18 protein-coding genes and 1 tRNA gene are annotated in these 20,944 nt (G+C 62.6%); 10 read left to right on the plus strand and 9 right to left on the minus strand.

Annotation, left to right across the window (positions count from 1 at the left end; all coding sequences use genetic code 11):
• Nucleotides 1-308 precede the first annotated feature (308 nt).
• On the minus strand, nt 309-824 hold the full coding sequence (locus tag PXK01_RS20065) for a DUF488 domain-containing protein (RefSeq protein WP_274861497.1): 516 nt from the start codon (nt 822-824) through the stop codon (nt 309-311).
• 466 nt (nt 825-1,290) lie between these two features.
• Between PXK01_RS20065 and PXK01_RS20070 the strand changes: the two genes are divergently transcribed.
• Nucleotides 1,291-1,779, plus strand: a complete 489-nt coding sequence (locus tag PXK01_RS20070) for an MmcB family DNA repair protein (protein WP_274861521.1) — start codon at nt 1,291-1,293, stop codon at nt 1,777-1,779.
• A 93-nt stretch (nt 1,780-1,872) separates the two neighbouring features.
• On the opposite strand, the gene PXK01_RS20075 is transcribed toward PXK01_RS20070, so the two are convergent.
• A complete protein-coding gene (locus tag PXK01_RS20075) occupies nt 1,873-2,061 on the minus strand; it encodes a DUF6324 family protein (RefSeq protein WP_274848407.1) in 189 nt (62 codons plus the stop codon).
• Between the two features lie 102 nt (nt 2,062-2,163).
• Here PXK01_RS20075 and PXK01_RS20080 point away from each other — a divergent pair, with 102 nt between their 5' ends.
• Nucleotides 2,164-2,646 carry a GNAT family N-acetyltransferase gene (locus PXK01_RS20080; protein ID WP_274848405.1) on the plus strand — a complete coding sequence of 161 codons (483 nt, stop codon included), beginning with the start codon at nt 2,164-2,166 and terminating at the stop codon, nt 2,644-2,646.
• A 44-nt stretch (nt 2,647-2,690) separates the two neighbouring features.
• Nucleotides 2,691-2,767 (plus strand) — tRNA-His (locus tag PXK01_RS20085).
• A gap of 33 nt (nt 2,768-2,800) precedes the next feature.
• On the opposite strand, the gene PXK01_RS20090 is transcribed toward PXK01_RS20085, so the two are convergent.
• Nucleotides 2,801-3,730 carry a PLP-dependent cysteine synthase family protein gene (locus PXK01_RS20090; RefSeq protein ID WP_274861499.1) on the minus strand — a complete coding sequence of 310 codons (930 nt, stop codon included), beginning with the start codon at nt 3,728-3,730 and terminating at the stop codon, nt 2,801-2,803.
• A gap of 96 nt (nt 3,731-3,826) precedes the next feature.
• Between PXK01_RS20090 and PXK01_RS20095 the strand changes: the two genes are divergently transcribed.
• On the plus strand, nt 3,827-4,222 hold the full coding sequence (locus tag PXK01_RS20095) for a winged helix-turn-helix transcriptional regulator (protein ID WP_274861501.1): 396 nt from the start codon (nt 3,827-3,829) through the stop codon (nt 4,220-4,222).
• Here the strand turns inward: PXK01_RS20095 and PXK01_RS20100 are convergent.
• Entirely contained in the window at nt 4,208-4,516 is a 309-nt protein-coding gene (locus tag PXK01_RS20100; protein ID WP_274861502.1) for a DUF6476 family protein, read from the minus strand. The genes PXK01_RS20095 and PXK01_RS20100 overlap by 15 nt on opposite strands.
• On the opposite strand from PXK01_RS20100, the gene PXK01_RS20105 reads away from it, so the two are divergent.
• The 3 genes from PXK01_RS20105 to PXK01_RS20115 all read left to right on the plus strand — a co-directional run bounded on the left by PXK01_RS20105 (nt 4,515) and on the right by PXK01_RS20115 (nt 7,916).
• Nucleotides 4,515-5,549 carry an RluA family pseudouridine synthase gene (locus PXK01_RS20105; protein WP_274861503.1) on the plus strand — a complete coding sequence of 345 codons (1,035 nt, stop codon included), beginning with the start codon at nt 4,515-4,517 and terminating at the stop codon, nt 5,547-5,549. The two genes, PXK01_RS20100 and PXK01_RS20105, sit on opposite strands and share 2 nt — an antisense overlap.
• Before the next feature lie 165 nt (nt 5,550-5,714).
• Entirely contained in the window at nt 5,715-6,611 is an 897-nt protein-coding gene (gene rpoH, locus PXK01_RS20110; RefSeq protein WP_274861504.1) for an RNA polymerase sigma factor RpoH, read from the plus strand.
• Between the two features lie 261 nt (nt 6,612-6,872).
• Complete coding sequence (locus PXK01_RS20115; RefSeq protein ID WP_274848396.1) at nt 6,873-7,916, plus strand: cytochrome-c peroxidase; 1,044 nt, start codon at nt 6,873-6,875, stop codon at nt 7,914-7,916.
• 894 nt (nt 7,917-8,810) lie between these two features.
• On the opposite strand, the gene PXK01_RS20120 is transcribed toward PXK01_RS20115, so the two are convergent.
• Entirely contained in the window at nt 8,811-11,537 is a 2,727-nt protein-coding gene (locus PXK01_RS20120; protein WP_274861505.1) for a hypothetical protein, read from the minus strand.
• Between the two features lie 172 nt (nt 11,538-11,709).
• On the opposite strand from PXK01_RS20120, the gene PXK01_RS20125 reads away from it, so the two are divergent.
• Nucleotides 11,710-12,450: an SIMPL domain-containing protein gene (locus tag PXK01_RS20125; RefSeq protein WP_342455869.1), complete on the plus strand. Its 741-nt coding sequence runs from the start codon at nt 11,710-11,712 to the stop codon at nt 12,448-12,450.
• A gap of 70 nt (nt 12,451-12,520) precedes the next feature.
• Here the strand turns inward: PXK01_RS20125 and PXK01_RS20130 are convergent, their stop codons facing one another.
• From PXK01_RS20130 to PXK01_RS20145, 4 genes are all read right to left on the minus strand, one after another.
• The gene (locus PXK01_RS20130; RefSeq protein WP_274861506.1) at nt 12,521-13,813 is read right to left on the minus strand and encodes an O-acetylhomoserine aminocarboxypropyltransferase/cysteine synthase family protein; all 1,293 of its coding nucleotides are present in this window, start codon (nt 13,811-13,813) and stop codon (nt 12,521-12,523) included.
• Between the two features lie 280 nt (nt 13,814-14,093).
• Nucleotides 14,094-15,914 carry a M3 family oligoendopeptidase gene (locus PXK01_RS20135; protein ID WP_274861507.1) on the minus strand — a complete coding sequence of 607 codons (1,821 nt, stop codon included), beginning with the start codon at nt 15,912-15,914 and terminating at the stop codon, nt 14,094-14,096.
• A gap of 113 nt (nt 15,915-16,027) precedes the next feature.
• Nucleotides 16,028-16,987 (minus strand): alpha/beta fold hydrolase, encoded by a 960-nt coding sequence (locus PXK01_RS20140; protein ID WP_274861508.1) that lies wholly within the window; start codon nt 16,985-16,987, stop codon nt 16,028-16,030.
• A gap of 20 nt (nt 16,988-17,007) precedes the next feature.
• Nucleotides 17,008-17,298, minus strand: a complete 291-nt coding sequence (locus tag PXK01_RS20145; RefSeq protein ID WP_274848387.1) for an SCP2 sterol-binding domain-containing protein — start codon at nt 17,296-17,298, stop codon at nt 17,008-17,010.
• 99 nt (nt 17,299-17,397) lie between these two features.
• Between PXK01_RS20145 and PXK01_RS20150 the strand changes: the two genes are divergently transcribed.
• Together PXK01_RS20150 and PXK01_RS20155 are read left to right on the plus strand one after the other, a co-directional pair.
• Entirely contained in the window at nt 17,398-17,973 is a 576-nt protein-coding gene (locus tag PXK01_RS20150; RefSeq protein ID WP_274848386.1) for a tetratricopeptide repeat protein, read from the plus strand.
• A 19-nt stretch (nt 17,974-17,992) separates the two neighbouring features.
• Entirely contained in the window at nt 17,993-20,944 is a 2,952-nt protein-coding gene (locus tag PXK01_RS20155) for a helicase-related protein (protein ID WP_274848384.1), read from the plus strand.

A 20,944-nucleotide genomic window follows, 5' to 3' on the forward strand; every position in this document is an offset into this window, starting at 1 on the left:
ATTGCTCATGTCACCGCTCCGTTTTCGGATCCGTGAATCACGCAGCGCTCGGAAAATCAATGCATCCTGACCCTAAGCTGGACTTTTCTTCGGATTTATTGATTTTTCCATCAATCTGGATGCTTTCTTCATGCACTCGGCAACTCTCTGGCCTGTTGTCATCACGGGGCTTAGTGTACTCGAATTGCACAATGTCCCAGCGCGAAAAAGACTTCTCGCCAGAAAGTCTACGAAACCGGATTGGGAACAATCGCTTCCAAGAGCCATCATCTTGCAGGCCAGCACAGCAAACTGTTTCGGAGTGCTTTTTACTCGGCTGCGGTGAGGCTTTGACGAGGATTGTAACGCGGGATTTGAATGCCATCTTTCAAGTACTGCTCAGGCCTATCTGCGGCCAAGTTGAAAACCAAAAAGTCTTCCTTAGCTGCTAAGTCTGCAATGTAAGAACGGTGGCAATGTGTTGCACAGCGCTCAAAACACATCATGCAAGTTTTTCGCTGACCTGCAACCTTTAGTAGTTTTTGGAGCGCGGTTTGCGCGGTTTCGGTGCTGATATGGTTTAGGAAAACTCGTTCAAACTCGGCGTAGTTTCCTGACTTTGCTGCGTCTCGCCCCTCTTTTGGGTCACCCAGCTCCCGAAAGTGGCAATAGGAAATCCCCACCTCGGCGAGTCGCTCCGCCAGTTTGTTTTTTGACAGTCCCTTCTTTCTGGACAACGGTAGTTCCCTTACGTCGGCCAGAACCTCGATTTTTAAGGCAAGCAACGTGGCAATCAGATCATCCACCGTTGAACCTTCGTACCCGATGGTGAAAAGTTCTTTCATGTGAGCCTCTCGTCGTGTTGCTACAGGCCAGTGTTCATAAGCCAATGATAGAATTGGGAAGGTCTAGTAGACGATCCTTGTCCGATGGAAAACAGCGTGTGATGCATACGTGCACCAAATCGGTTGCTTTTGAGTGGACGGGTGCCAGAAGTTCACTCTTCGTGGGTTCTAACGCGAACCATGCGTTTATTGGAAAAGTGGCGGGACCACCAGGCAACCGTGCGGTTTTGATTCCCGAGGACCTGTATGTACAGGTGGGCGCCAGGTAAACGGACCAGGATCCGAACAGAGCCAGCTCCCTCGGAATTGCTTAAGGCCACTGGAATGCTACCTGTCACGAGAAGGGCAGAACCCGCCAATCCCTTAGGTAGTGTGCCCCGCGGGCCGGAGCAAGGGGCAACTGGCTAGAGTTTTTCGGGGGCAGGCAGACTTGCATTTTGTTCCTGAATTGTTCACATCTGGTGCCATGGCAGAGGATCACGACTTGGCAGGGTTTCAGGCGGGGCAAAGGCTGGCCCGCGGCGTGGCGCGGTATTTGCGCTCGCTGGGGTTCGTCTCGGTCGAGGAATTCGTGCCCACGCGGGGCTTGCGTGTCGATCTGATGGCGCTGGGGCCGAAGGGAGAGATCTGGGTGGTGGAGTGTAAATCCAGCCGCGCCGATTTCCAGTCCGACAGCAAATGGCAGGGATACCTGGACTGGTGCGACCGCTATTTCTGGGCGGTGGATACGGAGTTCCCGGTGGAGATCCTGCCCGATGAAACCGGGCTGATCATTGCCGATGCCTACTACGGCGAAATCGTGCGCATGGGGCCGGAAGAGAAGCTGGCGGCAGCGAGGCGCAAGAAGACGACCCACAAGCTGGCGATGGATGCGGCGCGGCGGCTTCAGTCCCTGCGGGATCCGCGCTTTGGCCAAGAGGGTATTCTGGCCGGATCCGAGGAGGGCGAAGACTAGGGCGGGGGCACTCCCGCGCCCGCGCGGCCCCCGGCAGGGCCGGGCGCCCCTGGCGGCCTTGGGCGTGGCACCGCTGACGCGGTGCGGGCGTGCTTAGCCAGCGACGCTGCGGGCGGCCTGGGCGGCGGCGCGGATCTCGTCGGCGATTTCCTCGGCCTCTTCGGGTTCGAAATCCATCGGGATCTCGACGCCATCGGCCTCGATATAGATGCGCACCATGCCCTGGTCGGTCGGGCCGATCTGCATGTTCGCCTCGATATCGCGTTCGCTGTTGATACCCATCTCAGCCTCCTTCGTGCGGTCTATTGACGCCAGTCCTGTCTGGGGATCCCTGCTAGCCCGCTGCCTGTTGAAAGGCAAGCGCGCTTCGTGGTGAGGTGGGTCATGACCGAAGTGATTTTGCGCCGATTCGAACCTGAAGACAGTGCGTGGCTGGTGGAGCGCCACCAGACGCTATACGCGCAGGATGAAGGCTTTGACGATACCTTTGGCCCGCTGGTGGCAGAGATCCTGGCGGAGTTCTGCGCCGCGCATGATCCGACCTGCGAGCGCGGCTGGATCGCCGAGGAGGACGGCCAGCGGCTGGGATCGATCTTCTGCGTGCGCGTGAGTGACACCACCGCCAAGCTGCGCCTGTTCCTGCTGACGCCCGAGGCGCGCGGCAAGGGGCTGGGCAAGCGCCTGCTGCAGACCTGCATGCAGTTCGCGCGTGACTGCGGCTACACCGACATGACTCTTTGGACCCATGAAAGCCACGAGGCGGCCTGTGCCCTATACGCGGCTTTCGGTTGGGAACTGGCCGACAGCAAGCCCGTGCATTCCTTCGGGCAGGATTTGATCGAACAAAGCTGGAAATGTGTGCTTTAACCCCCTTGCGCTCGGGTATCGGACAGGCTAAATCGCCCCCCAGTGCCGCCTTAGCTCAGTTGGTTAGAGCGCTGGATTGTGGATCCAGAGGTCCCCTGTTCAAGCCAGGGAGGCGGTACCATCTCTCCTAACTCCGTGAAAATGCCCCACCAGTTCAGGCGATTGGGCCGTCCTGGCGATAGAGATCGCCGTTCAGGTAGCGCAGGCCGGTGTCGATCACCACGGTGACAAGGCGTTTGCCGGGACCAAGGGCGCGGGCGCGCTTCAGCGCCGCGTGGATATTGGCGCCCGAGGTGACACCGCCGATCAGCCCTTCTTTTTCGGCCAGTTGGCGGGCGCCGTGATAGGCTTCAGCGTCGGTCACCGGGATCACCTCATCGATCAGGTCCCGGCGCATGATACTGGGCACAAAGGACAGGCCGATCCCTTCCAGCCTGTGGGTGCCGGAGGTGTCACCGCCCGAGACATTGCGCACCTGGTCCGGCTCTATCGCGATGATTCGCGTATTCGGATCGGCGTCTTTCAGGACCTCCGCATTGCCCGAGATGCAGCCACCGCCGCCCGCAGCCATGACGAATTCGTCCACCGGACCATCGAGCTGCGAGAGGATTTCGCGCGCCATGGCGTAATAGCCGCGCTTGTTGTCGAGGTTGTTGACCTGATCGGGCCAGAAGGTGCCTTCTTCGCCCGCCAGCTTCCTGGCGCGGGCAATCATGCGGTCAATGACATCGGCCGTCAGGATGCCATCCTTGGCGTGGATGATCTCGACCTCAGCGCCAAAGGCCCGCATGGTTTGCAGCTTTTCTTCGGAAAATCCGTTGGAGGAGACAAAATGCGCCCTGTACCCGCGGGTGGCACAGACCATGGCGAGCGAGCTGCCGGTGCTGCCGCCGGTATATTCCACCACGCGGCCCCCCGGGCGTAGGTCCCCCCGTTGCTCGGCCCCTTCGATCATCGACAGCGCCATGCGGTCCTTCATGCTGCCGGTGGGGTTGGCGCCCTCCCATTTCACATAGACTTCGGCGCAATCGGGCGTGGTGAGGTGATTGAGCTTGATAAGGGGGGTGTTGCCGATGGCGCGCATGATCATACTCCTGATAATGACTTTCGAATCGAAAGTGACTATTGGCTAGTGAATTTCAAAACGAAAGTCACTATGTGGGGCGCAAGGAGATTTTGGATGTCGGCAGGCAGTCTATCAGACACATATGACTTCAGGTCGCGCTGCTCGATCGCGCGCACGATGGAGATTTTGGGCGATCGCTGGACGTTGCTGATCGTGCGGGATCTGATGTGGCACGGCAAACATACCTTTCAGGAACTGCAGACCAGTGCGGAGCGGATGCCGAGCAAACAACTGTCACAGCGGCTGAAACGCCTGGTGGACTGGGGCCTGGTCACCAAGGAGGCCTATCAGGAGCGCCCACTGCGCCACCGTTATGTCCTGACGGAGTGGGGGCGGGCGCTGGAGCCGGTCCTGCTGCAGATCATGCAATGGGGGCATGAAAATCTGGGGGGCGGTCTTTATGATCCTGTTGCCGGTCGCACGGTGGCGACAGGGTCAGTCGAGCGTTAGGCTCTGGCGCAGGGCGCCGCTTTTCGCATCAAAAACCAAGATGCGGTTGTCCGTGGTGACCAGCGCGACCCAGCCATCGCCAAAGGTCACCGCCTGAGGTTCGGCGCCCTCGGGCAGGGCGATATGCTCGGGCAGGCCGGGAATGACGGGGTCGGCAGACAAGCGGATGACAAGCAGGGCGATAACCACTACAAGCCCGCCAATCATCACCACGGTCAGCGTGGTGACCAGTCGACGCAGGAACTTCAGCTGCGGCGGCTCGTCTTGCAATTCGGGCTGGGAAGGATCTGTCATGGAGCGCCGCCGGATAGAGTTCGTCATCGCGGAAAACCCGCCTAAGCGCCTTGATAAAGCGGTTTCGCGCGATGTGCCAGAGGAGGCGACCCTGTCGCGCACCCGGCTGGCGCGGCTGATCGACGAAGGGGCCCTGACCGTGGATGGCGTGGTGACACGCGATCCTAAGGCGCGGGTGGAGGAAGGCGCGGTGATTGCCGTCACGGTCGAGGAAGCCAGCGACAGCCATATCGGACCCGAGGAAATCCCGCTGGAGGTGATCTATGAGGATGACGACCTGATCGTCATCAATAAACCGGCGGGCATGGTGGTGCACCCGGCGCCGGGCACGCCCTCGGGGACGCTGGTCAATGCGCTGATGCATCACTGCGGTGAGAACCTTTCGGGCGTGGGCGGGGTGAAGCGCCCCGGTATCGTGCACCGGATCGACAAGGAAACCTCGGGTCTTCTGGTGGTGGCCAAATCCGACGCCGCCCATCAGGGGCTGGCGGCGCAGTTCGAACGCCACACGGTGGAACGCTATTACCGTGCGGTTTGCTACGGGGTGCCGGATGCCAACGATCCGCGTCTGCGCGGGGTGAAGGGTGCCAGTTTCGAGCCGGGCAATATCCTGAAGCTGACCACGCAGCTGGCGCGTCACAAGACCGACCGTCAGCGCCAAGCGGTCCTGTTCCATGGCGGGCGCCACGCGGTGACGCGGGCGCGTATTGTCGAACCCTTCGGTGCGCCGCCGGTGGCGGCCCTGATCGAATGCTGGCTGGAAACCGGGCGCACCCATCAGATCCGGGTGCATATGGCCCATGCAGGCCATGGGCTGATCGGCGATCCGACCTACGGCGGCAAGCGCAAGCTGCCCTTGAAGGCCCTGAGCGAGGCAGCCATCGCAGCGGTGCAGGCCTTTCCGCGCCAGGCGCTGCATGCGGCGGTCCTGGGTTTTGTCCACCCGGTCAGCGGCGAGGACATGCGGTTTGAGGCGCCCCTGCCGCAGGACATGCAGGAACTGCTGGAGGCGCTGCGCAGCCCGCGCGCCTGATCCGGCGGCTTTTGTGCGCCCTGTGATCAAGGTTACAGACGGTCATTTCCCCTTTGGAATAAGGTGGGGTTATCGGCGGGGGTTGAAAAGGGCAGAAACCCTTCCCATATTCGATCCACAATGACGCTGATGTTAAGTCCTTAAACATTGGGAGGGACAGACCGAATGGCGAATTACGCGAACCTGCCTGCACCGACTCCGGAAGGTGGCCTGAACCGCTACATGCAGGAAATCCGTAAGTTTCCGCTCTTGGAGCCGGAAGAGGAATACATGCTGGCCAAACGCTGGGTCGAGGAACAGGATACCGAGGCGGCGCATAAGATGGTCACCTCTCACCTGCGTCTGGCGGCCAAAATCGCCATGGGCTACCGCGGCTACGGCCTGCCCCAGGCCGAGGTGATTTCCGAAGCCAACGTGGGCCTGATGCAGGCGGTGAAACGGTTTGACCCGGAAAAAGGCTTTCGCCTGGCGACTTACGCCATGTGGTGGATCCGCGCCTCGATCCAGGAATACATCCTGCGCTCGTGGAGCCTGGTGAAACTGGGCACCACCTCGGGGCAGAAGAAACTCTTCTTCAACCTGCGCAAGGCCAAGGCCAAGATCGGCGCCCTGGAAGAGGGCGACCTGCATCCCGACAACGTCAAGAAGATCGCAACCGATCTTGGCGTGACCGAGGATGAGGTGATCTCGATGAACCGGCGCATGTCCGGCGGGGATGCCTCGCTCAATGCCACGGTCGGCAGCGAGGGCGAAGGCACCATGCAGTGGCAGGACTGGCTGGAGGACGAGGACGCCGACCAGGCTGGCGACTACGAGGCCCGTGACGAGCTGGAAGCCCGGCGCGAACTGCTGGCACAGGCGCTTGAGGTTCTGAATGACCGGGAAAAGGACATCCTGACCCAGCGCCGTCTGGCCGACAAGGCGGTAACGCTGGAAGAGCTGAGCACGCAATATGACGTCAGCCGCGAACGTATCCGCCAGATCGAAGTGCGTGCATTCGAAAAGCTGCAGCACAAGATGCGTGAACTGGCCTCTGCCAAGGGCATGCTGACCAGCGCCTGAAAGGGCCAATAGTCGAAACCACAGGGGCTGCCCGCAGGGGCGGCCCTTTTTTGCGTGAGGTCACGTTTTATGGGCGAGGTCCCGCCCCCGGCCGACAAGGTGTTCGGCCATGCGGGCCTGGAAACGCATTCCGGGATCGGAATATTTTTTGGATCGTGTTTTAGAATTGTTCTAGATCAAAGACCGCCATTTGGACTCTTCCCTATCAAGGGGCCGTAGGGGGCGCGCGGCTCAAGATCCCATTTCGGCTGGGAGGCCAGTATGAAACTAGCAAGACTGTTCATTTCTACTTCCGTTGGTGTGTTACTTGGTCAGGCGGCGATTGCCTCGGATTTGCGTGAAAATGCATTGGATGAGTTCAAACCCTTGCCGTCCACCATTCCCGCCTTGGACAACAACCCGGTGACGCCAGAGAAGATCGATCTCGGCAAGGCGCTGTTCTTTGATCCGCGCATGTCCGCCTCTGGTGTGTTTTCGTGTAATTCCTGCCACAATCTGGCGACGGGGGGCGATGACAATATGCCGACCTCGATCGGCCATGGCTGGCAAAAGGGGCCGCGCAACTCGCCGACGGCGCTGAATGCGGTGTTCAATGAGGCGCAGTTCTGGGATGGGCGCGCGCCCGACCTGGCGGCGCAGGCCAAGGGGCCGGTGCAGGCCAGTGTCGAGATGGCCAATACGCCAGACAACGTGATCGCGACGCTGAACTCCATGCCGCAATATGTAAGCTGGTTCAAATCCTCCTTCCCGGAGGAAGAGGAGCCGGTCACCTTTGACAATTTCGCCAAGGCGATCGAGGCCTTTGAGGCGACGCTGATCACACCGGCACCCTTTGATGCCTGGCTCAATGGCGATGACAATGCGCTCAATGCCGATCAGCTGGCCGGGCTCGAGCTGTTCATGGACAAGGGTTGCTCCTCCTGCCACAACGGCGTCAACGTGGGCGGGCACAATTACTATCCCTTTGGCCTGATCGAAAAGCCGGGCGCGGATATCCTGCCCGAAGGCGACAAGGGCCGCTTTGCGGTGACCGATACCGTGGATGATGAATATGTGTTCCGCGCCTCGCCGCTGCGCAATATCGATCAGACGGCGCCCTATTTCCATTCGGGCAAGGTCTGGGATCTGAAGGTCGCGGTGCAGATCATGGGTGAAAGTCAGCTGGGCGAGGAGTTGAGTGATGCAGAGGCCGACAAGATCGTGGCCTTCCTGGGGTCGCTGACCGGGGATCTGCCGGAAATCACCTATCCCGTCCTGCCTGCGGAAACCGCCAGTACTCCACGTCCGACGGGCGAAGTGGAATAACCGTCAGCAGAGCCGTTTTTCGGGACAAACATTTGGCGGCGCGGGTGTCTGACCTGCGCCGCTTTTCCTCGTGTCGGTGGTTTGCCGGTGGCGCGGGCGCTTGGGTCAAGGCGGTCAGTCGATTGCGCTTCCAGTAGCCTGCAGGCCGGGAGCAGGGCTTTCCGGGCAGGGGGCTGATCCTGCGGGGATCTGCGGAAACTCAGTGGCACCGGAGAGGGCGTGGCCCGGCCTCCTCCCGGTTACTTGGCAATCAGGCCATGCACGCGGGACCCAGAAGAAGACAGCATGGAGCTGGCGCGATGGCTGGCGTGCTGTGACGACCGGATCCCGTCATGGATCGGCGTTCTGACAAGTGGCTTGCGTCGGGCTGGCAGGCTGTGCTGGCACAAAGCTGGCGGGCGAATGCGTGCTGAAGGCTGGCAATATCGGGCTGGCAGGCTGCGCTGGCGGGATCTTGCAGAAGAGTGGCTGGCTCGAATGTGGGTGGCTGGCGGTGCTGGCTGTCTGGCTGGGAGCCGCTGAGGCGTCCTTGCTGGAGTAGCTGGCTGCGTGCTGCCTGTGATTCTGGCGTGCTGCAGATCTTGGACCCTTGATAGCCCGTGCCCTCAGGGTCGTCAAGAAAAACGTTTGATTTCAAATAGTTGAGTAGTTTGGTCGGGAATGTTTAGCTATCTTGTTTTGTAGAGGATGATATCGGGGCAATCACGGAACAGGCCAGTCTTGGTCGTCCCCGGGTCAAGTGAATTGACAGCCGCAGCATTGGAGAATGCCTGTTTAATAAGAAGATCCGTGCTGCAAGCCCTGCATGCTGCGGGCATAGGGTCGGAAGAGGTAATCTGGGGGAGAGGAAATAGGGCCAACGGCGCCGATCAGGTCGGTGCCAGCGCCAGGGGGTCACTCAGGCATTTTCAGCGTCTGGTTGCGACCGCTCTTTTGATATTGAAGCTGGGTTTCGCCGATGGCGATGACCTGGCCGCCATCCAGGCGGTCGCCGACCTGGACCTTGCGATAGCGCCCGCTGGGCAGGCGCACCAGGGCACGGCGGTTGGCGGCGGTGCCGTAGACACCGATCAGGTTCAGGTGCCGAAGATTGATCGCGTTGGTGATCGTGGCCTGGCGCGCCACCGAGGCAGAGCTGGGGAGGCGCGGTGCCACGCTTGCCGCAGCGGGAACGGCGGCGGCGGTCGCGGTTTCGGGCGTGCTGCGTCTGGCCCGATCCACGATATTGGCGAAATTGGCCGGACGCGTGCGCGGAGAAACGGAGGTTGCCACGGCCTGTTCGGTCGCGGGTTGGTTTTCCTCTTCTTCGGTCTTGAGCGTCTGGGGACGTGCGCGCGGGCGCAGGCCCGCCAGTTCGGCGCGGCTGCGCCCACCCAGCTGGCTGCGCTCCACCTGTTCTGCCAGATCCGTCGGCCGGGCTCTTGGGCGAAGCCGCGACAGGGCGGCAAGCCGGGCGGCTTCTGCGGCTTCGGCCTCTTGTGCGGCCAGCGCATCAGGATCGGCGCGTGGCGGGGTGGGGGGCGGCACCACCGGCGGGCGGCCAAGGTAGACCATCACCCCATCCGGGTTAACCGTGCCTTCGGGCGTGGCTTCGACCAGACCCCGGGGGTTCAGCGCGATACTGCTTCCGGCAGCGGCGGGTGAGCTGACAACATCCGGCGCCTCATCCTGCTCTGCTGTCGGTTGCGCCGGAAGGGCAACGGCGTCCTGGGACAGGTCGGTGTGATCGATGGAGGCCACGTAGATATTGTCGAGATCCACGATCGCAGGCACCTCGGAGATCTCTGGAACCATCTGCCAGATGCCGGTGGCGGCATATTGCGCGGCCATGGCCAGGGCGTCTTGCTCGGCCTGCTCGGGGCCGTCGTCAAACAGGATGTCATCCGGGCTTCCTGGCGGCAGCAGCATATCGGGATCAAGCAGGGCCAGATCCTCGTCTTCCAAGATGCCCGGTTGGCCTGTTCCGGCGGCGGTCGGATCCTCGGACAGGAAGACCACGCCCGGGTCAGGCTGGCCGGGCAGGGCGCTGACCTGCGGGGCGATGGGCCGCTCGTTCGGTTCGGTCGAGACCAGGGGCTGCGGCGGCAAGGCAGGGCCGATGGCCTCGCCCGTTTCGGGGGCCGGTTCCTGCGGTGCGATCTCTGTGCTGTCGGTCTGCGGGGCGCCGGAAGGATCCGCGGTGTCCGGTGCGCCAGGCGTCGTCACGGCGCTGTCTTCGGCAGGGTCTCTCTCTGTGAACCGCGCAAAGGGGCCGCTGCCACTGAGGTAGGCAAATGCGGCCACGGCCAGCATGAAGATCAGCAGCAGGGCAGTCAGAATCAACCCCATGTTGCTGCGGGGTTTTTCCGGCTTCTCGGCAGCCTGGTTCTTGCCGAGCCTGCGCAGCATCCCGGTTGCGGCAGCTGCCAGGCCTGCCCCCGAGGGGAGCCTTCGCGGCCAGTTCGCGCCCTTTGCTGGAGAAACTGCGGCGGTGCCCAGCCCAGGGGCAGAGGTTTGCGAGAGCGCTGCGGCCGCCAATTCGGAGGCGAGGTTCTTCTCCTGGGCCTTCAACGCTGCGGCTGCCGTTTTCTGGCGGGCAGCGGGGGCCTTTGCCGGGGACGGTTTGGCTGCCGTCAGCTCCACATCCGCTGCGGGCTGCGGCGTGGAGCGACTTGCTCCGGCCAGCGCCGGGGTTTTGGTATCGGCCGCTCTATCGACGGCTGCCTTGACCGCAGCGGCCGGGGCTTTTGCGGTTTTGCGCCGACGGCTGCTGAACCCGAGGGCAGGCCCGTCGTCCTGCGTGTCGCTGTCGCTGTCGGAGGTCGGGTCTTCGCCTTCGGCCAAGGCGACCTCTGTCGCGGCGGTCAGGGTCAGCCCGGCCCGCGCCGGGGCCTCTGCCGCGGGCTTGCCCGGTTTCCGTCCAGTCTCCTGGACTGCGTCCTGACCGGTGTCCTGGCCCGTGTCCTGACCGGTATCCTGAACTCTGTCCTGCGCCTTTGTCGTGCTGTCCTGCTTGGCGGCAGCGGCAGGCGTTGTCGCTTCCTCCTCAGATGGAGCCGGATCATCGGCTTGCGGGTCCGCCTCAGGAGCGGCGGGGGCGGGCAGTGCCGGGCCGATATCCACCACTGCGATTCCGTCCGGCTCTATCGGGCTGTCGCCAATGGAGCGGGCTTGACCAAAAAACGGCTCGCCCAGGAAATCCATATCGCCGGGAATGGCTACGAAACTGGCGGGGGTAAACCCGTGATCCAGGGCAAATGTCTCGGCCTCTTCCAGGGTTTCACGGGCGACGGCGGCGATATGGGTCAGGGGGCCGTCTTCGGAGATGTCAAAGGCGAGATCCGCTACAGCATAGGGCGTTGCGCCCTCCAGGGCGGCTTCGGCAAGGGCCCGGCGCTGGCGTGCATCGATGGCGCCGGTTTCAATCGTCAGATAGCGGATCTGCTCGTTCGGGATCACGAGTTTGCAGCAATCGGGGTCCGGCAGGGCCAGCGCATCACCTTTGCTGCGTAGAAGCGCCAGCGCGCCGGACAGATCGGGATGATCCAGCGTCACGGTTCCGATATTGCGCCATCCACCGGCAGCGCGGTGCAGATAGCTGATGCCTTCCGAAGACAGTGAAAGAGCAAACCCCGGTTTCATTGTGCGGTCAAACCATCCAAGTTCCTGTCGCCCGGACCGCTTTTGTGCCCGTATGGCCTTGGGACCAGACCTTAAAGCAGGAGTTTGCCGAGGAAAAGGAAAAGAGGGGAATTGCCCTTGCCTGCGGCAAGGAAGCGCTTTCATTTGGTCTGGAGCAACAGGAGAAAGCGCCATGAAGACAGCACTGACCGCAATGACCACCCGGGCAACTCTGGTCTCTCTTGCCATTCTATGCGGCTTTGCCGGCGGCAGCATGGCCGAGCAGGCCATCGCCCCGCGCCAGATCTCGGTCACCGGCGAGGCCCGCACGGAGGTGGCACCGGATCGGGCGGTGATCACGCTGGGCGTCACCGCCGACGCAAAGGAGGCCGCCCTGGCGATGCGCCGGGTGTCCGATGACATGGCGCAGGTGATCGCGCAGCTGCGCGAGGCCGGGATCGCAGGCGAAGACATGCAGACGCAGCGGATTTCGGTTGATCCGATCTGGAGCGGGGATCGCTATGACAATTCGCAGGAAAGGCGGGAGATCACCGGCTTCGTGGCCTCCAACACGCTGGCCGTGCGGGTGCGAGACCTGGAAAACCTTGGCAAGATCCTGGACGACGTGCTTCAGGCGGGTGCCAATGAGTTTCGCGGCCTGAGCTTTGGCGTTGCGGACCGCGCAGCGGTCTTGGACCAGATCCGCGGCGATGCGGTCCGGGATGCGATCCGCAAGGCGCGCCAACTGGCCGAGGCAGCCGAGATGACCCTTGGCCCGGTGCGCTCGATCAGCGAACACGGCGGTGGCGGCGGGGTGCCGATGATGGCAATGGAAATGGCGCGTTCGGGATCTGTGCCGGTGGAGGCGGGCAGCCTGTCGTTCGAACACAGCGTGTCGGTCGTCTTTGACCTGCTGGAGACAGCGGGAGAGTAGCAAACCCCTGCGCCGAAAATGAAAAAGGCCGGGGAACGCCCCGGCCTTTGTTGTTTTTCCCGATCGGGACTTAGCCGCAGGCCTTGGTCAGTGCCTGGTCCAGGTCGGCGATCAGATCGTCGGCATCCTCGATCCCGATGGAGATGCGCACCACGTTGGGGCCCGCGCCAGCGGCTTCCTGCTGCTCGGGCGTCAGCTGGCGGTGGGTGGTGGAGGCCGAGTGGATGATCAGCGAGCGGGTATCGCCAAGGTTCGCCACATGGGAGAAGATCTCCAGCGCGTCCACCAGCTTGATGCAGGCCTCATAGCCGCCCTTGACCGCAAAGGTGAACAACCCGCCGGTGCCCTTGGGGTAGCAGGCCTGCGCCCGCTCGTAATAGGGCGAGGAGGGCAGACCGGCGTAGGTGACGTAATCCACCCGCTCGTCCTGCTCCAGCCAGCTTGCGACCTTCATCGCGTTTTCGCAGTGGCGCTGCATCCGCAGGGACAGGGTTTCGATCCCCATCAGCGTATAATGCGCCGCCTGCGGGTTCATGGTCATGCCGAGGTCACGCAGGCCGATGGCGATGCCGTGGAAGGTGAAGGCAAGGGAGCCGAAGGTCTCGTGGAACTTGAGGCCGTGATAGGCCGGTTCCGGCGCGGACAGGGACGGGAACTTGTCGCTGGCGGACCAGTCGAAGTTGCCCGAATCGATCACCACGCCGCCGGTCACGGTGCCATTGCCCGTCAGGTATTTGGTGGTGGAATGCACAACCAATGTGGCCCCCTGGGCAATCGGGTTGCACAGGTAGGGGGTCGCGGTGGTGTTGTCCACGATCAGCGGCACGCCTGCGGCATCGGCCACATCGGCCATGGCGCGGATGTCGGTCACATAGCCGCCGGGGTTGGCGATGGATTCGCAGAACACCGCGCGGGTGTTTTCATCGATGGCATCGCGCACTGCGTCCAGATCGTCGGTATCCACGAACTTGGCCGACCAGCCAAAGCGCTTGATGGTCTGGCTGAACTGGGTGACGGTGCCGCCATAAAGACGGGTGGAGGCCACAACATTGCAGCCGGGTGCCATCAGCGGGAACAGCGCCATGATCTGCGCCGCATGGCCCGAGGAACAGCAGACCGCGCCAACGCCACCTTCCAGCGTCGCCAGGCGTTCCTGCAGCACTGCAACCGTGGGGTTGGTCAGGCGCGAATAGATGAAGCCGACCTCTTGCAGGTTGAACAAAGCCGCAGCGTGATCGGCATCGCGGAACACATAGGATGTGGTCTGGTAAATCGGGGTCTGACGGGCACCGGTGGCCGGATCGGGCCGTGCACCGGCGTGAATCTGCAATGTGTCAAAACCGTAGCTGGGCGCGTCGGTCATCTGTCTCTCTCCCTGAGGTCATTGGTTGCCACAGGTTTAAGCCAGCCGGGCGTTTCGCACAACGCACTCTCGCGAAATCGGGACGGGATGGTGGCCAGCCGGGGGCGAAGGAGGAAAACGTCCCAAGATCCGCATCCGAAAGGGGTGCTAGCGGTCGAGCGCTTGGCCGGATGGCCCATGCGCCGGGGTGTTGGTGCAAAGAAAAGCCTGGCCAAAGGGGAATGGCCAGGCAAGTGCTGTCAGTACAGGGGCAGGCGACGCGCCTGCCGGGGGTGAAGGATCAATCCTCCATCGCCTCCAGCTCGTCGATCATGCCGGAGATCATCGACAGGCCCTTGTCCCAGAACTTCGGGTCCGAGGCATCAAGGCCAAAGGGCGCCAAAAGCTCCTTGTGGTGTTTTGAACCGCCGGCCTTCAGCATGTCGAAATACTTCTCCTGGAAGCCTTCGGGGTTTTCCTCGTAGACCGAGTAGAGCGCGTTCACCAACCCGTCGCCGAAGGCATAGGCGTAGACGTAGAAGGGCGAGTGGACAAAATGCGGGATATAGGCCCAGAAGGTTTCATAGCCTTCCATGAAATCAAAGGCTTCGCCCAGGGATTCGGCCTGCACCGACATCCAGAGCGCATTGATGTCATCGGGCGTCAGCTCTCCGCCACGGCGCGCCTCGTGCAGCTTGCACTCGAAATCATAGAAGGCGATCTGGCGCACGACCGTGTTGATCATGTCCTCAACCTTGCCCGCCAGCAGCACGCGACGCTCGTTCTTGTCCTTGGCCTTTTCCAGCATCTTGCGGAAGGTCAGCATCTCGCCAAAGACGGACGCGGTTTCCGCCAGCGTCAGCGGGGTGGAGGAGAGCATCTCGCCCTGACCGGCGGCCAGCACCTGATGGACGCCGTGCCCCAGCTCATGCGCCAGCGTCATCACATCGCGCGGTTTGCCCAAGTAGTTCAGCATCACGTAGGGGTGCACTGCGGTAACGGTGGGGTGGGCAAAGGCGCCCGGCGCCTTGCCGGGTTTCACGCCAGCGTCGATCCAGCCCTTGTTGAAGAAGGGATCGGCCAGATCCGCCATGCGCGGATCAAAGGCGCCATAGGCCTCCATCACGATGTCGCGGGCCTCGTCCCAGCCGACGGTGCGGGTGACTTCCATCGGCAGGGGTGCGTTGCGGTCCCAGACCTGCATGCGGTCCAGCCCCAGCCACTTGCGCTTCAGCTCATAATAGCGGTGCGACAGCTTGGGGTAGGCGGCGACCACGGCTTCGCGCAGCGCCTCGACCACCTCGGGCTCTACGTCGTTGGATAGGTGCCGTCCCATCTGCGCCGAGGGCATGCCGCGCCAGCGGTCCACGATTTCCTTTTCCTTGGCTTGGGTGTTGTGCACGCGGGCAAAGATCTTGATGTTCTCGGCAAAGACGCGGGCGAGTTCGCGCGCGGCGGCCTCGCGTTTGCTGCGGTCCGGGTCGGTGAGGAAATTGAGCGTGCCTTCGATGTTCAGCTCTTCACCCTCCACGGTGAAGGTGAGACCCGCAATGGTTTCATCGAACAGTTTTTCCCAGGCATCGCCGACGACACCCAGGTCGTGCAGGAACTTCTCCAGCTCATCGGACAGTTGGTAGGGCTTCATGGCGCGGATGCGGCGGAAGATCGGTTCATAGCGGGCCAGATCGGCGTTTTCGGCAAACAGCGCCTTCAGCTTGTCGTCCTCGATCCGGTTGATCTCCAGCGTGAAGAAGACCAGCGGCGTGGTGAAGACGGTGACCTTTTCTTGGCAATCCGACAGGAACTTGGCGCGCTCGGCATCGGTGGTCAGCTGGTAATAGCGCAAGCCTGCATAGGACATCACGCGCCCGGCGATGGCGTTGATCTTTTCGTTGCGCAACACGCAGTCCAGCAGCCCTTTGGCATCAAGATCCGCAAGCTTGCCTTCGTAATCGGCGGCAAATGCGCTGCATTCTTGCTCCAGCCAGTCCAGATCGCGGGCCAGTTCGGGGGCGTCGACCGCCGTGTAAAGATCGCTCAGATCCCACTCGGGCAGATTGCCGAGGCTATCGGGGCCAGAGCCTGCATTGGCATCGCGAAGGGGGAAGGGGAGTTGGAACATGGGGCCTCCTTGAAGGGTCATGTGAGAAGAAGGGGCGCAAAAGCGTGCGCCATTTTCCAGATATCTAAGCAGGGGCGCGCGGGATCACAAGCAACCAGCACCCCGGCGCAGCATCAGCCGCGATATTGTACAAACAGGGCGCACATGCGGTCGAATGTGTGTCGGCGGATGGCGGGGCCTTCCATCACCACCTCGTGCTGGGCACCCTGAACCAGATCCAGTTCGCCGCCCGGCCAGCGGCGCATGCGGTTATGGATGGCTTCTGCGTTGACGATCTGCTCGTCACTGCCGAGGAAGGTGATACAGGGCAGGGCGGGCGATGGCAGCGCGGCAAGGCGCGCGCATTCCTGCAGGCTTTCGCTGAGCCAATGCACGGTGGGGCCGCCCAAGGTCAGGTCCGGCTCCGCCTCCAGCTGTTCCTGCATGAAACGGTACATATCCGCATCATTGGTCAGCGTGTTGCCCTCATAGGGGGCGGTCTGCACATAGTGGCCCTTGGTGGTGGTGGGCGCGCGCATGGCGCTGAAGCCTAGGATCGGTGCCAGTGTGCCCAGAACGCGCGCCACGGGGCGCATGGCGGAGGGAATCTGAATGCCCCACATCGGCCCGGTAAAGGCGCAAGCCTTGACCGGCAGCCCTTCGATCAGGGCGCGCAGGCCAATGGCGCCGCCCATGGAATGAGCCAGCAGGAACCAGGGTTGCGGCAATTCCAGCGCTTCGGCCAGCTTCACCGTGGCGCGCACATCGCGCTGGAAATCGGGGAAGTGATCGACATGGCCCAGGCGCCGGTCCTCCAGCATGCGGTCGGCCAGCCCCTGCCCGCGCCAGTCCACCGCCAGGGCGGCAAAACCGCGTTTGCCCAGGTCAACAGCGGAGGGGCCGTATTTCTCGATGTATTCCGTACGCCCCGGAAAGATCAGGACGGTGCCCTTGACTGCCTCGCGCAGCAGTCCTTGCGGCAGCCAATGGCCCACGCGGATGCGCAGGCCATCTTCGCAAGTCACCCAATGGGCCACGCCGCCCTCCGGTCCCTCGGCAATATCGCGGAAATAGGGGGCGGGGGTCAGCTCCATCGGCAGGTCTCCTAGTGCAGTCAGGCCAGGACCGAGGCCAGTTTCATCGCGGTGCCCATGTCGCCATCAATGGTCAGCTTGCCGGACATGAAGGCGGCGGTGGGGTTCAATTCACCCGAGAGGATCGCCTGGAAGGTCTCGGCGTCTGCCGACATGGTGACATCGGCCTCTTCGTCACTGACGCGCACGCCGTCGCTGTCCAGGACAATGGCGCCCATGTCCTCGATCGCGAACTTGGCGCTGCCGTCAAATCCGCCTGCTTCCAGCTTTTCGTTCAGCGCTTCGGCGGCTTGTGTCAGGGTGTCGCTCATCTGTCTTTCCTCGCTCATTTGCAGGGGCATCGCATTTTTGTGTGAAGCTTTCGTCTACGCCACTGGAAAATACGCTGCCTTGGGTTACATTGAAGCATCATGATTGCAAATGTTCCGAACCTCAAAGCTATCGTGGCGGCAACGGCGCTGACAGTCACGTTTTCCCTGCCTGTCAGCGGATTTGCGCAGGTGCAGTCGCCGCCGGATGAGGCGGACTTGCTGATGGAACTGGCAGATGCCGATCCAGTGGATGCCAGCGCCATCGATCGCGAGTTGCAGGCGCTTTGGCGCAAGAGCGGCTCTCCCGCGATGGATCTGATGCTGGCGCGCGGCGTGCAGGCGCTGGAGCGGGGCGATACTGCCGCCGCGATCGAACATCTGACCGCGCTCACCGATCATGCGCCGGGGTTTGCGCGCGGCTGGTACGAGCGGGCCCGCGCCTATTTCGTGGCAGAGCTATATGGGCCTTCGGTGGCCGATCTGGAGCGCGCATTGGCGCTCAATCCCAATGACTACGATGCAATCTTTGCGCTGGGCACGCTGTTTGAACAGTTTCGCGATCCCGAAACCGCCTATCAGGCCTATTTGCGCGCCAAGGCTATACATCCGAACCACGAGGAAGTAACCAAGGCGCTCGACCGATTGGCGCCCCTGGTCGAGGGCAAGGAACTATAGGCCCGCCGGGGTGGCTCAAATGGCAAACGCATCACGGGTGGTGGCCGTTCTCGGTCCGACCAACACAGGCAAAACCCATTACGCAATCGACAGGATGCTGGGCTATCGCACCGGCATCATGGGCTTTCCGCTGCGGCTGCTTGCACGCGAGGTCTATGACAAGGTTGTCGCGGCACGCGGGCCGTCGGTGGTGGCGCTGGTCACCGGCGAGGAACGTATCGTGCCGCCGCGCGCTCAGTACTGGATCTGCACGGTGGAGGCGATGCCCGAAGGCATGGGCTGCGATTTCCTGGCCGTGGACGAGATCCAGCTCTGTGCTGACCCTGAACGGGGCCATGTCTTTACCGACCGGTTGCTGCGCGCGCGCGGCACCCATGAGACGCTGTTCTTGGGCGCCGATACCATGCGCGGGCCGATCCAGGCCTTGGTGCCGGGGGTGGAATTCGTGCGCCGCGAACGGATGTCGGATCTGGTCTATGCCGGATCGAAGAAAATCAGCCGGATGCCGCCCCGCACCGCCATCGTCGGCTTTTCCGTCGACAACGTCTATGCCATCGCCGAGCTAATCCGCCGCCAGAAGGGCGGAGCCGCCGTGGTGATGGGGGCGCTCAGCCCGCGCACGCGCAATGCGCAGGTTGAGCTCTATCAGAACGGTGAGGTCGACTATCTGGTGGCGACGGATGCCATCGGCATGGGGCTGAACCTCGATATCGATCATGTGGCCTTCGCCTCCACCAGCAAATTCGATGGGCGCCGGATGCGCCCGCTGGCGCCAAACGAGCTGGCCCAGATCGCGGGCCGCGCCGGGCGGGGCATGAGCCACGGCTCCTTTGGGGTGACCGGCGATGCCCGACCTTTGGACGAGGGCACGGCCCAGGCGATCATGGAACATCGCTTCACGCCGCTGAAGAAACTCAACTGGCGATCGTCCGCGCTGCAGTTCGGCACGGTGGAGGCGCTGGTCCGCTCGCTGGAGGTCAGCCCGCAGGATGAGGTGCTGATCAAGGCGCGCGAGGCGGACGACCTGTTGGCCCTGAAGGCGCTGTCGCAGGATCCCGAGATCCTGGCGCGTACCACCAATGCGCCCTCGGTGCGGCTGTTGTGGGATGTCTGCCGAATCCCCGACTTCCGCGGCATCAGCCACAGTGAACATGCCGCACTTTTGCGGGGGATTTTCGATCACCTGCATGGCGGCGGCGTTGTCCCCGACGATTGGATGGCGCGACAGATCAAAAGGATCGATCGGACAGACGGAAATATCGATGTTCTGTCGAAACGATTGGCATTTATCCGCACATGGACCTATGTGGCCCAAAGGAAAGGCTGGCTGCATGATGAAAGTCATTGGCGTGAGCAAACGCGCGCTGTAGAAGACAGGTTGTCGGACGCACTGCACGAGCGGCTGACTGAAAAATTTGTGGACCGGCGCACATCCGTGCTTTTGCGCCGGCTCAAACAGAAGGAGGCCCTTTTGGCCGAAGTGAATGACAAGGGTGAAGTGACCGTCGAAGGCGAATTCGTCGGACGGCTCGAAGGATTCCGGTTCTCGCCTGACAAGGGGGCAGAGGGCGCCGAGGCAAAGGCGCTGAAATCCGCCTCCATGCAGGCGCTGGTGCCGCATTTTCATCTGCGGGCGGACCGGTTCTACAACGCACCCGATACCGAAATTGATTTTACCGAACAGGGCGGCCTCATGTGGGGCGACAGCGCGGTGGGCAAATTGGTTGCCGGAGCGGATCCGCTCACGCCGGGTGTACAGGTCTTCGTGGATGATGCCGCAGGCGCAGAGGTCGCGCAGAAGGTCGAACGCCGCCTGCAGCATTTCATCAGCCGCAAGATCCAGGCGCTGTTTGAGCCGCTGATCAATCTGCAGAAGGACGAAGAGCTGAACGGCCTGGCCCGTGGTTTCGCCTTCCGCATGGTCGAAGCGCTGGGTCTTCTGCCGCGTCACAGCGTCGCGCAGGAGGTCAAGGACCTGGACCAGGACGCGCGCGGTGCGCTGCGCAAACACGGTCTGCGCTTCGGCCAGTTCACCATTTTCATGCCGTTGCTGCTGAAACCCGCCCCGACGCGCCTGCGTCTGGTGCTGTGGTCGCTGGCAAATGGCTTGCAGGACTTCCCCGAGGCGCCGCCGCCGGGTCTGGTCACCGTGCCGACCATCAAGGATGCGCCCGAAGGCTATGACACCATGTCCGGCTACCGCGCCGCAGGCGAGCGGATGATCCGCGTCGATATGCTGGAGCGCCTGGCCGATATGCTGCGCGCCGAAGACAGCCGCGGTGGTTTCGAGGCCAAGCCCGACATGCTGTCGATCACCGGCATGACGCTGGAACAATTTGCCGATCTGATGCAGGGCCTTGGCTACCGCGCCGAGAAGGGCGAGCGGGAAAAGGTGAAGCCGGTGGATGCAGTCGTGGCCGAGACTGGCACGCCTGCTGAAGGCCAGCCGGTGATGGATGCCGCCGCTGAAGCCGAGAATACGCCCGCTGCCGCTCCGGCGGCTGAAGGGGAGGCGGCTCCGGCCGATGTGGTGCCCGAAGCGGCAGCCATCCCGGACGAAGGTGTTGCACCGGTTGCCGAAACGGCTCCCGAAGCCGAAGCCACAGAAGCCGTTGCCGAAGTTGCCGAAAACGAGACCCCGACCGGCGAAGCCGCCGATGTGGCAGTTGATGCCCCCGAGGTCGAGGTCTTTTACACCTTCACCTGGGGCGGTCGTGCCCGTCAGCAGGGCGGAAACCGTGGCCAGCGCCGTGGGCAGGACGCCCGTGGCGGTGCAGGTGGCGGCGCAGGCGGCAAGGGCAAGCCCCGTGGTGCCAAGGGCGGCCCCGGCAAGCCCGGCGGCAAGAAGGGCGGACGTCCTCAGCAGCAGGGCAGCAAGACCTACTCGGCCCGCCCGCCCAAGAAGGAAAAGCAGATCGATCCCGACAACCCCTTCGCCGCGGCGCTGATGGGGCTGAAACAGGGCGACTGA

The organism is Phaeobacter sp. PT47_59 (genome assembly GCF_028890025.1).
Taxonomy (GTDB): Bacteria; Pseudomonadota; Alphaproteobacteria; order Rhodobacterales; family Rhodobacteraceae; genus Phycobacter.